Source organism: Bradyrhizobium sp. ISRA442, assembly GCF_038085055.1.
GTDB lineage: Bacteria > Pseudomonadota > Alphaproteobacteria > Rhizobiales > Xanthobacteraceae > Bradyrhizobium.
Window position 1 is genome coordinate 507878 of the sequence record NZ_JALGCN010000003.1, and the last position, 13128, is coordinate 521005.

General features: G+C 64.7%; 13 protein-coding genes. 7 read left to right on the top strand and 6 right to left on the bottom strand.

Annotation, left to right across the window (positions count from 1 at the left end):
- Positions 1–23: 23 nt before the first annotated feature.
- Genes MTR72_RS08645 through MTR72_RS08655 form a run of 3 tightly spaced genes read right to left on the bottom strand, consistent with a single transcriptional unit; the run spans position 24 to position 2253 of the window.
- Positions 24–401 (bottom strand): TadE/TadG family type IV pilus assembly protein, encoded by a 378-nt coding sequence (locus tag MTR72_RS08645; RefSeq protein WP_280968409.1) that lies wholly within the window; start codon positions 399–401, stop codon positions 24–26.
- Positions 398–901 carry a TadE/TadG family type IV pilus assembly protein gene (locus MTR72_RS08650; protein ID WP_280968410.1) on the bottom strand — a complete coding sequence of 168 codons (504 nt, stop codon included), beginning with the start codon at positions 899–901 and terminating at the stop codon, positions 398–400. The genes MTR72_RS08645 and MTR72_RS08650 overlap by 4 nt, the downstream gene beginning before the upstream one ends.
- Before the next feature lie 11 nt (positions 902–912).
- Positions 913–2253, bottom strand: coding sequence for a pilus assembly protein TadG-related protein (locus MTR72_RS08655; protein ID WP_280968411.1), 1341 nt, complete (start codon positions 2251–2253; stop codon positions 913–915).
- 954 nt (positions 2254–3207) lie between these two features.
- Between MTR72_RS08655 and MTR72_RS08660 the strand changes: the two genes are divergently transcribed.
- On the top strand, positions 3208–3525 hold the full coding sequence (locus tag MTR72_RS08660) for a hypothetical protein (protein WP_280968413.1): 318 nt from the start codon (positions 3208–3210) through the stop codon (positions 3523–3525).
- A 16-nt stretch (positions 3526–3541) separates the two neighbouring features.
- Here the strand turns inward: MTR72_RS08660 and MTR72_RS08665 are convergent, their stop codons facing one another.
- A complete protein-coding gene (locus MTR72_RS08665) occupies positions 3542–3769 on the bottom strand; it encodes a DUF2093 domain-containing protein (protein WP_027551939.1) in 228 nt (75 codons plus the stop codon).
- A gap of 176 nt (positions 3770–3945) precedes the next feature.
- On the opposite strand from MTR72_RS08665, the gene MTR72_RS08670 reads away from it, so the two are divergent.
- Complete coding sequence (locus MTR72_RS08670) at positions 3946–4776, top strand: dienelactone hydrolase family protein (RefSeq protein WP_280968414.1); 831 nt, start codon at positions 3946–3948, stop codon at positions 4774–4776.
- 276 nt (positions 4777–5052) lie between these two features.
- A complete protein-coding gene (locus MTR72_RS08675) occupies positions 5053–5202 on the top strand; it encodes a hypothetical protein (protein ID WP_279375094.1) in 150 nt (49 codons plus the stop codon).
- Between the two features lie 318 nt (positions 5203–5520).
- On the opposite strand, the gene xseA is transcribed toward MTR72_RS08675, so the two are convergent.
- Positions 5521–7146, bottom strand: coding sequence for an exodeoxyribonuclease VII large subunit (gene xseA, locus MTR72_RS08680; protein WP_280968415.1), 1626 nt, complete (start codon positions 7144–7146; stop codon positions 5521–5523).
- 153 nt (positions 7147–7299) lie between these two features.
- Between xseA and purD the strand changes: the two genes are divergently transcribed.
- Entirely contained in the window at positions 7300–8583 is a 1284-nt protein-coding gene (gene purD, locus MTR72_RS08685; RefSeq protein ID WP_280968416.1) for a phosphoribosylamine--glycine ligase, read from the top strand.
- Positions 8584–8797: 214 nt separating this feature from the next.
- A complete protein-coding gene (locus tag MTR72_RS08690; RefSeq protein WP_280968417.1) occupies positions 8798–9700 on the top strand; it encodes an alpha/beta fold hydrolase in 903 nt (300 codons plus the stop codon).
- A gap of 126 nt (positions 9701–9826) precedes the next feature.
- Here the strand turns inward: MTR72_RS08690 and MTR72_RS08695 are convergent, their stop codons facing one another.
- Positions 9827–10285, bottom strand: a complete 459-nt coding sequence (locus MTR72_RS08695) for a nucleoside deaminase (protein ID WP_280970843.1) — start codon at positions 10283–10285, stop codon at positions 9827–9829.
- Positions 10286–10404: 119 nt separating this feature from the next.
- Between MTR72_RS08695 and MTR72_RS08700 the strand changes: the two genes are divergently transcribed.
- Together MTR72_RS08700 and rsmD are read left to right on the top strand one after the other, a co-directional pair.
- Complete coding sequence (locus MTR72_RS08700) at positions 10405–12345, top strand: pseudouridine synthase (RefSeq protein WP_280968418.1); 1941 nt, start codon at positions 10405–10407, stop codon at positions 12343–12345.
- 171 nt (positions 12346–12516) lie between these two features.
- Entirely contained in the window at positions 12517–13071 is a 555-nt protein-coding gene (gene rsmD, locus MTR72_RS08705) for a 16S rRNA (guanine(966)-N(2))-methyltransferase RsmD (RefSeq protein WP_280968419.1), read from the top strand.
- Positions 13072–13128 lie beyond the last annotated feature (57 nt).

The following is a 13128-nucleotide window of genomic DNA, read 5'->3' on the forward strand; positions in this document are numbered from 1 at the left end:
GGGCAAGCGGCCTGTCCACGAGCTCAACTCGGAAAGCATGCCCGGGCAGTCAGCATCACTGGGGACAGATTGAGAATTTGCGGGAATTGAAACGAATAACTCGCGCTTACCTGGTTGCCGCATGTTGAGCTGGAATAGGTGAATGTCTCCGCTGGGAGCGTGAGGCCGAACGCCTGCTGGGCAGCATAATTCGTTATGGCGCTGCCGCTTGGGCAGAGCGTGCTGTTGACGGTTGCGCAACGCGCAGCCATCTCAGTTCCATGTTGAAGCCCGAGCTGGGTCCAAAACAGCAGTCCGAATTCGATGATCCCAAATATGAACAGGAAAAACACCGGAGCGGTCAGGGCAAATTCCAGCGCGGACGCTCCCCGAATGTCTTGCCATAACGCCGTGAGTTTCACTGCAGCCTCGCGGTGGACTGGGCGCTGTAAGAGTATGTCGCCGCCACGATCTGGTAGTTGATGAGCGTATAGTACGTCGCTTGCGCCGAAACCGTCGCATATGTTCCGGCCTGCGCGCCGCCGGTGCAAACCGCACCGCAACTGACAGCGCTAACTCCCGTACTCGTTGGGCATCCGCAAAATTTGACCGGCCCGGGTGAAGCAGTGATGGCTGTGGAATTCGTGGCGTTTGTTACGGCGCTGGAAATGCCATTCGTATCAAAGCCGCGCGCGATTGCGTATTGCGCTCCCGCTTGTGCGGCATCTTCAACCTGCATCTTGCGATAGAGTGCGAGCCCGATATCGGTCACTGAAACGACCATCAGAGACAGCAACGGGATCATAATGCCGAATTCGACGGCCGCAACCCCACGTCTGTCGCTGACGGCAGCGTGCAAGTGCCCCGCTAGAGACTCAAGCAATCGGCTGCGGCTCTGGGATGAGGACTTCTGGGTTTGCATTGGGGCTAACCTCATTCGATGAGTTGCGCGGTTTGCGAGCCGATCGTCGCGGTGCCGAGCGCGGTACAATTGACCTGAAGATTCGAGGTGCCACTGAACGTCAGCGTATCCGCGATGATCTTGGTGCAGGACGTGCTGGTGCCGTTACCGCCACTGAAGCTCAGGTTGGCCTTTGGCAGGTAGATGGCACCGCCGAAGTTCTGGGTGCTGCCACCGGTGAGATTAAAAGCAGTCCCGGCCGGCATATTGCGGTCGCCATACATGACGATGCCTTTCGTGGAGCCGGTAGTCGGTGCCGTCAAATTGATGGTCGCGTTGCTGCCGATTGAAGCGGTGCCCCAGTTGCTTCCCGAACCTGTAAAGACAAGGGTCACGTTGTTACCTGTGATCGTGGCATTGCCTGCCACGCTCAAGTTCGCGCCGTCGAGATAGTAGATCGCGGGATTAAGGTTTCCGGGGTTCAGATTTAATGTCGCACCAGCATTGACGGTGATGCTGCCGCTGTAACAGCCGGGATCAAGGGAGTTTGTCTTTCCATTGGCGTTGATCGTGTACTTCTTGTTATCGCAACTCGGCTCCGATGGAGGAGAGACGTTCGCATAGGGGTCAGCGACCGCCAGTATGTGCGTTTTAATGCCGTTGGTCGCCGTGATGCTGCTCGCGCCGGAGACGTCGCCAACCACTCCGACCTGATTGGCGGAGACCGACGCACTGCCGGCAACGTTGAGCGACGGGCTCGCGCTCGAGTTGCTATAGAGGTTGCACTTGATCAGGTTGAGCTGGTTGCCGCCGCTGACGTTGACGGCGGGACTCGCGCTCGCGTTCAGTGCAAGTACGCAGCCCGTCCCGGAATTGGGCAGGGCGACCGCGCGCGCGGTGATGAGTACGGGATCCGAGCCGAACAAAGCTGACAGCAGCCGCGGTTGCGGTTGACTCACGATGACTTCGACCGCCTGCGGGTTCGATGTGAAATTGCCTGTTTTCGGCGGTTGATTCACCGTAACCGTGACGTTGTTCACCGCGTTCGTATAACCGTAGTTTGCCGTAACCGCATTGGCTTCGGACAAAAGATCGGTGCCTGCACTTGCCGCTGTTGCAGCGCTTACGGCGCCAGAGTCAGCCGCGCTCTGCATATTTTTGTGTTTGTAGTACCACCATCCCACTTCAGTGCCGAGCCCTGCTGTGCCGACCAGGACCGGCATCAGCAGTGCTGAAATGATGACATAGCTGCCCGACTGGTCTCGAGCGAATTGCCGAAACAGGCCGGCCGTCCGTTCGTGCCTATGAGCATTACCCCATGGCCGGCACAATGGTGCATTGAATGAACGGCTGCAGAGTCTCCGGCGCTCCATGTCTTCTCCCTGGGAGGCTTGCTACTTTTTCCCGGACGCAGGTTGATGCAGGACGACTTAAGCTCGCCCCAACGCGAACGAGACAATTTTAGAGAAACTGTGCAGGAAGAAGGATTGAGGCCTCAGTCTGCCAAGACTTGCCGACGCCGCAGTCGATGAGGCCGGCGCGGCGGAAGAGCAGGGAAGCGATTAGGCTGGACAAAGGAATTCGCCGCAAACGGCAGTAGCAGCAGCTCAAGAGGGCGATCTGGCATGGACCAGGACACCGATGCAAGCAGGAGCGGGACGTGCTCACCCGGCAAACAGGTCGGGAGCTCCGGACCGTGGCGTCTCCTGGATGCTATTCCGCTCGGATCAATGGCGGTCGTTGAAGGCGCTTTGCCATTTTTGCCTTGGCTGATGGTGCGAGCTCTGGATTGAGGCGGGCCGGCTGATGTCTATGTCGGGGGCACAACCTGAAAGGCTTCGCGCATCACACCGTTCTCGTCGGGAAGCCAGAGGTTATGCTGTCGCTCACCCGGTAAACGTCGAATAGAAACTCCTAGATGACTCAGATGACAGCTCCGGCCAGCAAGAAGGCGCCGCCAAGCGCGACCATCACAAGTCCAGGCCAATTCGCTTTAATGCCGAAGCCGCTACCCGGTCTTGTAGGTTCCAGCGTGTCGCGCCCGGGAAGCCGCCTCGTGCTACTTAATCGGCCATGCCAGATCGGCTGAGACGCCATCTGGAGCACGCCGCCGAAAACAAGGAGCACACCAAGCCATACGAGGGTCATGCTCGCCTCCTGCACCGGTGAACGCCGACAAGTCGCTGCGCCGGAACCGTGACCCCAGAACACCTTACACCTTTTTCGGAAGGTCAGACACGGAATTGGCGGTCGCCCTACGGCACCTGGTATTCACCCGACATTCATCGCGCAGCTCCTATCGAGTTAAATTCGATCAGGAGAGTTCGATGAAACTGCCGTCCGCGACCGTTGTCGGCGCCCTTGTGTGTCTGATTGTTGCGTCCGCCCTTGCGCAGACGGCCTCGCCGCCTGCAGCCGCGCCGACTTCCCCGAGCGCTACGGTGCCGGTTCCCGCGACCAAGCGCGTGACGTGTCTCAGCTCGACGCAAAACCTGAAGGGACAGGACAAGCGGGACCAGATGCAGCTCTGCATGGCCCAGGCGCGGCTCGACTGCCTGAAGCAGGCGATCGATCAGAAGATCGTTGGTGAGCCCCGCAAGACTTTCGTCAAAACCTGTGTTGGCACCGATGGCGCGGAGCAATAGGCACCAGGCGCGATCCTTACGGCTGCGGCTTCAGCGCGCCGGGAAAATGCCGCTGCAGCACCGCGGCGGGAGTGGCGTAGGCCTCCTGCAGGTCCACGCTCCAATATTTCAACTCGTCGAGCGGGATCCGCGTGTCGGTTACGGCGCAGCGCACATAGGTCCCCGGCGAGATCACGCGGAAGTCGCCGTCGAGATATTGCACCTGCGCCTCGCCATGGCCCGAGGGACCGAACTTGTTCAGCACTGGTCGAAAGTCTCCGTGGAAGGCCCATTGTGGGCGAATGTGATGAGTCCGATTAGCACAAATAGGGTGCCTTGTCCGCCCGTTAAACCCACCGGTTTGTGATGTTTTGCCGCCGTTCCCGCATGATAGTGCTCACGCGAAGGATCGCTGGCCCCACTTACTCACGGCAAAGTCTGATGCGCCTTCCGTCAATCGCGCTGTTCCTGGCGCTTGTGCTGCCCGCCGCCCATGCGGCGCCGGCGCCCGTGCCGCAACAGGTTGATATTCCCGTTTCGAGCGGGATCCTGCATGCGCAGCTTTACAAGCCCGACGGTGCGGGACCATTTCCGACCGTGATTGCGCTGCATGGCTGCGACGGGCTCGGCGGCCATTCCGATCCAGTGCTGCCACGCTATCGCGACTGGGCCCTGCAATTGCTCAAGACAGGTAACGCGGTGCTGCTGCCCGACAGCTACGGCTCGCGCGAGGTCGGGGCGCAATGCCGGGTCAAGGAAGGGCACGTCAAGGCGCGGCGCGAGCGCGTCGCCGACATCGTGGCATCGCGTGCCTGGCTGATGAAGCAGACCTGGGTGGCGCATAATCGCGTCAGCCTGATCGGCTGGGCGAACGGCGCCAGCGCGTTGCTCTGGGCGGTGCGCCCGCAGAATGCGGCGCGCGACGCCGGGCCCGATTTTCGCGCCGCCGTCGCCTTCTATCCGGATTGTCGGATTTCGGCGGGCCTCGGCTGGAGTACCAGAGTGCCGACGCTGGTCCTGATCGGCGGCAATGACGACGTGTCGTCGCCGCCGGCCTGCCGTCAGATGGTCGACGGCGCGCATGGCCGCAGCGCGCTCGCGCGCATCGTGGTCTATCCCGGCGCCTATCACGATTTCGACCGCGCCAACCTGCCGGTGCACGCCCTCGCCGGCAGCACCGACGCCACCACGCCCGACCGCGGTCATCTCGGCACCGACACCGAAGCGCGCGCGGAAGCGCAGAAGGAAGTCGCGGAGTGGTTGGCGCGGTGAGCGCCTTTCGTAGCCCGGATGAGCGAAGCGACACCCGGGACCTCAATATGCGGCACGATCCTGCATATCGCTACGCTCATGCGGGCTACGCGTTCCTGCCCTTTCCGGCGAAGCGGGGCCACCCGAGGAACAATGTGAGGCGGGCGGCCCCGCATCGGCCACCGCCCTGCACGGAACATGATGGCCGACCGGGAATCTACGGATGGAACCAAGGCCTGTTTCAGCGCAAACGGTGACGCCATAGTTCGACCATGAAGTCGATTAAACGCAGATCCCATGCGCCACCGCGTCCTGCTCTTTTCCTCGGCACTGGTCGTCTTCAGCATCGCGATCTTCCTCTTCGAAGCCCGCGCCGGCGCGCCGCAACTCGCACCGGAACATTGCGGCTTCTGGACCACGATCGACGCGGGATTGTCCTGCCGCTGAGGCGACGCCCGGTCGCTGCCCCGCCTTCCGTCATTGCGAGCGCAGCGAAGCAATCCAGAATCCCTCCGCAGAGAGACTCTGGATTGCTTCGTCGCTGCGCTCCTCGCAATGACGGCGTTGAGAGACCGCAAAACACTGTCCTCAACGTTGTCCCGGCCTTCGCCGGGACGACAGGGAGTTTGTGGTATGCGCGTCCCACTCGCTGTCATCGCCCGACTTGATCGGGCGATCCAGTATTCCGAGACGTCCGTAGTTCATTGAGAAGCTGCGGGGTACTGGATTCCCCGCTTTCGCGGGGAATGACAGAGTGCGCCGCACTCAGAACAAGCTGCCCTGATCCACCGGCTTGGCCACGCGCTTCTGCGCCGGCTTTGACTCACGCGACGCCGGCTTCGGCTGTGCTGCTGGCGCCGGGTTTGCGGCCGGGGCGGGGCGATCGGCATCCGCTGTCGCGCCCACGCGTCCATCCCCAAACTCGATCTCGAGCCGTGCATTCGGCCCGACTGCGCCAGCCGAGTGCAGGGGATGGCCGGCCTCGTCGCGCACCAGGGCAAAGCCGCGCGCGAGCACGCTGCGATAGGACAAGGCGGAGAGCAGCTTGCCGCTGTGTTCGACGCGGGCATCGAGCCGCTGCAGCAGCGTCGCCAGCGCGCGGCCGGCGCGCTCGGCAAGCCGCTGCGTGCGTTCGCATTGCCGCGCGATCGCATTGCGCTGCGCCTGCGCGTTGGACAGGCGCGAGGCGCGCAGCCGCACCTCGAGCCCGCCGAAACGGTCGCGCCGCTGCCGCAGCAGCGAACGCGCGGACAGGCCGAGCCGCTCGCCGCAGACGGTGAGCCGATGATCGGCCTGCGCGATCTGGCCGTGCAGCACGCGCAGCGTCAGCCGCGCGCTGCTCGCGGCGAAGCGGCGGAAATGCGCATGGGTATTGGCCTTGAGCCCGCGCGGCAAGGCAGCACCGGCAGAGTCCAGCCGCTGCCGCGGAATGGCGAGGAGATCGCCTGCGGCCGGCAGCGCGCGTGCGGCGGCGCGCAGCTCGTTGCGGCGGCTTTCCTGGCCGCGTTGCCAGCAGGCGCGGGTGCGGCGGGCGAGGTCGGCGACCTCGACGAAGAGATCGCTGCGCACCGGCACGGCCATCTCCGCCGCCGCCGTCGGTGTCGGCGCGCGCTTGTCGGCGGCAAAATCGATCAGCGTGATGTCGGTCTCGTGCCCGACCGCCGAGATCAGCGGGATCATGCTCTCGGCCGCGGCACGCACCACGATCTCCTCGTTGAACGACCAGAGATCCTCCAGCGAGCCGCCGCCGCGCGCCACGATCAGCACATCGGGCCGCGGGATTTTCCCGCCCTCGGGCAGCGCATTGAAGCCGCGGATCGCGGCCGCGATCTGCTCGGCCGAGCCTTCGCCCTGCACGCGCACCGGCCATACCAGCACGCGACGGGGGAAGCGGTCCTCGAGCCGGTGCAGGATATCGCGGATGACGGCGCCGGTCGGCGAGGTCACGACGCCGATCACCTCGGGCAGCCAGGGCAAAAGCTGCTTGCGCGCTTCGTCGAACAGGCCCTCGGCGGCGAGTTTCTTCTTGCGCTCCTCCATCAGCGCCATCAGCGCGCCGATGCCGGCCGGCTCCAGCGCCTCGATCACGATCTGGTACTTCGAGGACCCCGGATAGGTGGTGAGCTTGCCGGTGGCGATGACCTCGAGCCCTTCCTGGGGCTTGAAGCGCATCCGGCTGTGCACACCCTTCCAGATCACTGCCTCGATCTTGGCGCTGTCGTCCTTGAGCGCGAAATAGCAGTGCCCGGAGGAATGGGCGCCGCGAAAGCCGGAGATCTCGCCGCGGACCCGGACATGGCCATAGGCGTCCTCGACCGTCCGTTTCAGGGACAGCGAGAGCTCGGAGACGGTGAATTCGGGCGCGTTGAGCAGTTGTTCCGCAGGCGGCATTCAGGCTCGATTCGGGCTGTTTGCGCAGGGTTACCGGCCCAGGGCTGCGCGGGCAACCATATATCCACACGGCGAGGCGGCAGCCTTGTTGCGGTGGAACGGGACCATGCTAAACCGCACTGCCGCATTGCGGCAACAACATCTGGGCCTATCATGCACATCCTTCTGCTCGGTTCTGGCGGCCGCGAACACGCCCTGGCGTGGAAAATCGCCGCCTCTCCCCTGGTGACCAAATTCTGGTGCGCGCCCGGCAATGCCGGCATCGCGCGCGAGGCTGAATGCGTGGCGCTGGATGTCGCCGACCATGCCGCCGTGATCGAGTTCTGCAAGAAGAACGGGGTCGAGCTCGTGGTGGTCGGCCCGGAGACGCCGCTTGCGGCCGGCATCATCGATGACCTCACCGCCGCCGGCATCAAGGCATTCGGGCCAAGCAAGGCGGCGGCGCAGCTCGAAAGCTCCAAGGGTTTTACCAAGGCGCTGTGCACTGAATTCGGCATTCCCACGGGCGCCTACAAGCGTTTCACCAAGGCCGCTGATGCGCTCGCTTACGTCCATAGCCAGGGCGCGCCGATCGTGGTGAAGGCCGACGGTCTTGCCGCCGGCAAGGGCGTCGTCGTGGCCAAGACCGTGCGCGAGGCGGAGGACGCCATCGCCATGATGTTCGAGGGCGCCTTTGGCGAAGCCGGCGCCGAGGTCGTCATCGAGGAATTCTTGCCGGGCCGCGAGATCAGCTTCTTCGCGCTGTGCGACGGCGAGACCGCGATACCCCTGGCCTCCGCCCAGGACCACAAGCGCGTGTTCGACCACGACGTCGGCCCGAACACGGGCGGCATGGGCGCCTATTCGCCGACGCCGCTGGTCACGCCTGCGATCCATGATGCGATCATGGCCAAGATCATCCTGCCGACGGTCGCCGGCATGAAGCAGCGCGGCACGCCGTTCCGTGGCGTGCTCTATGCCGGGATCATGCTGACCACGCAGGGCCCGAAACTGTTCGAGTTCAACGTGCGCTTCGGCGATCCCGAGTGCCAGGTGCTGATGCTGCGCATGATGTCGGACATCGTGCCGGCGTTCATCGCCGCCTGCGACGGGGAGTTGAAGCATTTTGATCTGCGCTGGTATCCGGAATCCGCGCTCACCGTGGTGATGGCCGCCAAGGGCTATCCCGGTGACTACCGGAAGGGTACGCGCATCGACGGGCTCGACGAGGCCGCCAAGGTCGACACCGTCGAGATCTTCCACGCCGGCACGGTCGCGAAGGACGGTGCGATCCTCGCCAATGGCGGCCGCGTGCTCAACGTCTGCGCGCTCGGCAAGACCGTAACGGAGGCGCAGGTGCGCGCCTATCAGGCCATCGACCGCATCAACTGGCCGGAAGGCTTCTGCCGCCGCGACATCGGCTGGCAGGCGGTGGAAGCGGAGAAGTCCAAGGGCTGACAGCCGTTTTTCCCATCGGCGCGCGATGCGCGCCGATCCGGAATCGGGATTTTCGGATGTCACCGTTCCGCCTCATCGACATTCCGAAAAAGCGCAATTAGGGATTGGGGTTAGCGTCCCTCGCCGGCGACCACCATGCTACTTTGCATGGGGTTGTTTTCGACATTTTGTTGGTTGGGGGCGCTCGCAAATGACCATTGGAAGGAACGAAGCCATGTCCGATCTTGCCGACCTCTATCCGGGCTTCGCCTCCGAGTGGATTAACACCTCCTTCGGCCGCGTCTTCGCGCGCATCGGCGGCAAGGGGCCGCCGCTCCTGCTGCTGCACGGCTTCTCCGAGACGCACGTGATGTGGCACCGCGTGGCGCCGCAGCTTGCGGACGCCTTCACGCTGATCATCGCCGACCTGCCGGGCTATGGCTGGTCCGACATGCCCGAGAGCGATGCGCTGCATATCCCCTACAGCAAGCGCGCGATGGCGAAGGCCATGGTGGAAGCGATGGAGCAGCTCGGCCATGTGCACTTTGCGCTGGCCGGCCACGATCGCGGCGGCCGCGTCTCGTACCGCCTCGCGCTCGATCATCCCGGCCGGCTGTCGCGGCTTGCCGTGCTCGATATCCTGCCGACCTATAATTACTGGGAGCGGATGAACCGGCAGTATGCGCTGAAGATCTATCACTGGACCTTCCTCGCGCAGCCCTATCCGCTGCCGGAGACGCTGATCTCAGGCAACGGCGAGTTCTTCCTGCGCTTCAAGATGGCGAGCCAGACCAAGTCGAAGACGCTGGACGCGATCGACAAGCGCGCGCTCGAGCACTACATCGCGCCGTTCCGCGATCCCGCCCGCGTGCACGCGATGTGCGAGGACTACCGCGCCGGCGCCTATTTCGATTACGACCTCGACAAGGCTGATTTCGCAGCCGGCAAGAAGATCACCGTCCCGATGCTGGCGCTGTGGGGCAATGCCGGCGTGGCGCAAGCCGCCGCCACCCCGCTCGACACCTGGAAACAATGGGCCACGAATGTCGAAGGCATGCCGGTGGATTCCGGACACTTCCTGACGGAGGAGAATCCGGAAGTCATCGCCAAGGCGTTGCGCGAGTTCTTCTCCGCTTGATCCACACTGGACGCCCGGCTTGACCGGGCGATCTAGTACTCCGAGACGGTAGTGATTGGTCGAGAGGCCGCGGCGTACTTCATGCCCCGGTCAAGCCGGGGCATGACAGCGGTGCGCGGGAGGGACTTACCGCCGCTCCCGAAAGAACTCCCGCAGCAGCCGCGCCGCCTCGCTCTCGCCGACCGCGGAGTAGACCTCCGGTGCATGGTGGCAGGTGGGCGAGGCGAAGAAGTGCACGCCGGACTCGATCGCGCCGCCCTTGGGGTCGGCGGCGCCGTAATAGAGTCGCCTGACCCTTGCAAACGAGATCGCGCCCGCACACATGGTGCAGGGCTCCAGCGTCACGTAGAGATCGCAGTCCACCAGGCGCTCGCTGCCGATCTTTTTCGCAGCCTCGCGCAGCGCGATGATCTCGGCATGGGCCGTGGGGTCGTGGTCGGTCAGCGTCCGGTTGGCCGCGGTGGCGATCACCTCGTGATTGCGGACCACCACGCACCCGATCGGAACTTCGCCCGATTTTCCGGCGTTTTCTGCCGTCTTGAGCGCCAAATCCATGAAAGAAGGGGCTTTCATGCCTCGTATCATCGCCAGAAACCTGCTACTAGCTCCGCCTTCAGCAAGAGTGGATACCGGTTTTGCCTGAGCATGCGGCTCGGAATGAGCGCGCATAATGCCCTTTGACCATTCCCTAAGTGAGACGATTCATGCCCCGCGACAGCGACAAACACAACGATTCCCCGCGCGGCCGGCGTGACCGAGGCGGGCCGAAGGGATCATTCAAGGGCCGCACCGGCAAGCCGAGGGGGCCGGAGAAGAAGTTCGCCAAGCGTGGCCTTGCCGGCAAGGGCGACCGCGACGAGCGCCCGTCCCGCGGCGACCGCGACAGCCGCCCGTTCCGCCGCCGCGAGGAGGGCGACGCGCCGCGCCGCGAGTTCGGCGACCGGCCGCGCTTCAAGCGTGACGACCGCGGGCGCGAGGATCGCGGCGAACGCAGCTTCAAGCCGCGTGGCGACCGTCCGTTCAAGGCGCACGGAGATCGGCCGAAATTCGCTTCCGACGAGCGGGCGCCGCGCGGCGAGCGTTCCGAGCGGCGATTCGAGGACCGCAAGTTTTCGCGAGGCGGCTCGGACCGGCCGCGCAAGGAGTTTGGCCGCGATCGCGACTTCGAGGGCAAAGATCGCAAACGCGACTTCGGCGATCGCAAGCGCAGCTTCGGCGACCGCCCGCGCGACCGGGACGATCGGCCTCGCAAGAATTTTGGCAAGAGCCTGGGCAAGGATTTTGGCGGCCGCGACCGCAGCGACGAAAAGCCCTGGCGTCAGCGCGACGACCGCCGCGAAGGCGGGCGCGGAGAGGACCGTCCGCGCTTCTCCCGGCGGCGCGACGAGGGTGGTGAGGATCGTCCACGCTTCCCGCGCTCGCGCGAGGAGCGTTTTGGCGACGACCGCCCGAGGTTCGGTCGCTCGCGCGAGGATCGCGCAGGAGGCCGCTCCGACTGGCACGAGCATCCGCGCAGCGAGGGCCGCTTCCGCGACCGTCCGCGCCGCGACAATGAGGACGACAGCCAGATCTTCACCAGGCGCCCGGCCTTTGGCGGCCGCGGCGCCTATCGCGAGCGCGATCGTGATTTCGAGGGTCGGCCGCGTCGCGACGAGGCGCCGAAGCCGAAGAAGGCCGGCGAGCGCATCGCCAAGGTGCTGGCGCGTGCAGGTCTCGCTTCGCGCCGCGATGCCGAGGAGATGGTCACGCAGGGCCGTGTCACCGTCAACGGGCGCGTCATCAACTCACCGGCGCTCGACGTCACGCAGAACGACGTCGTCGCCGTCGACGGCAAGCCGTTGCCGCCGCGCGAGCGCACCCGGCTGTTCCTCTATCACAAGCCGCGCGGACTGATGACGACGCATGACGATCCCGAGGGGCGTCCGACCGTGTTCGACAATCTGCCCGAAGGCCTCCCGCGGCTGATCTCGGTCGGCCGGCTCGACTTCAACACCGAAGGTCTCTTGCTGCTCACCAATGATGGCGGACTCGCGCGCACCCTCGAGTTGCCGGATACCGGCTGGCTGCGCCGCTATCGCGTCCGCGCCCATGGTGACGTCACGCAGGCACAGCTCGACGAGCTGAAGAACGGCATCGAGGTCGAGGGCGTCAAATACGGTCCGATCGAGGCGACGCTGGAGCGCGACCAGGGCGCCAATGTCTGGCTCGTGTTCGCGATCCGCGAGGGCAAGAACCGCGAGGTGCGCAACGTCTGCGCCCATCTCGGGCTCGAGGTGAACCGGCTGATCCGCGTCTCCTACGGCCCGTTCCAGCTCGGCGAGATCCCCGAAGGCCAGGTCGACGAGATCAAGTCCCGCGTGCTGCGCGAGCAGCTCGGCGACAAGGTGATCGAGAAGTCGGGCGCGCAGTTCGATGTGCCGCAGAAGTCTTCGTCGCGCGATCACGACGATGCACCGCGCGAGAAGAAGCCGGTGAGCAAGAGGGCGGTGATCAACGACCGCAAGGGCCGCCGCGTGCTGGTGCAGCGCACCGGCAGCGAGGAGGCACGGGAGCGCAACGAGTGGGAAGCCAGCGGCTACGGCCCGCCGCGCCGGCCCAAGCGCGGCTATCACGGCAAACGCGACCTGAAGCCGCGGGAGGATTGAGGTGAATTGCGCTCGTTCATTCGGCACTCTCTCATTCCCTCCCCCCTTGCGGGGGAGGGTTAGGGAGGAGGGTGCCCCGGGCGAGGTCTGCGCTTGTGGCACCTTCCCCAACGCCTCCCCGCAAGGGGGAGGGGAGCGCACCTTTCGTGTTGCCGCAGGGTGGCCCAGCTAATGCGCGTCGTCGGCGGCCGATTGAAGGGGCGCAATCTCGCCTCACCGTCCTCGCGCGACATCCGCCCGACCGCGGATCGCCTGCGCGAGTCCGTGTTCAACATCCTCGTGCATGCGTACGACGATCCGATTCAAGATGCGCGTGTGCTCGATCTCTTCGCCGGTACCGGCGCGCTCGGGATCGAGGCAGTCTCGCGTGGAGCGAAGTTCACGCTGTTCGTCGACAACGGTGCCGAGGCGCGTGCGCTCCTGCGCAACAATGTCGAAGCGCTCGGCCTCGGCGGGGTGACCAAGGTCTATCGTCGCGACGCGACCGATCTCGGTCCTGCGCATCCGGTCGAGCCGTTCTCGCTGGTGTTCCTCGATCCTCCCTATGGCAAGGGTTTTGCCGAGCAGGCGCTCGCGAGCTTGCGCGACGATGGCTGGCTCACGCCGGGCGCATTGCTGGTCGTCGAGGAGGCGAAAGCCGCACAGTTCGCTGCACCGGAAGGATACGAGGAGTTGGAGCGGCGCGCTTATGACGATACCGAGTTCGTGTTCCTGAAGAAATCGTAGGGTGGGCGAAGGCGCGCTCTTCGCGCGCCGTGCCCACCGCTTCTCTCGCAATCATGG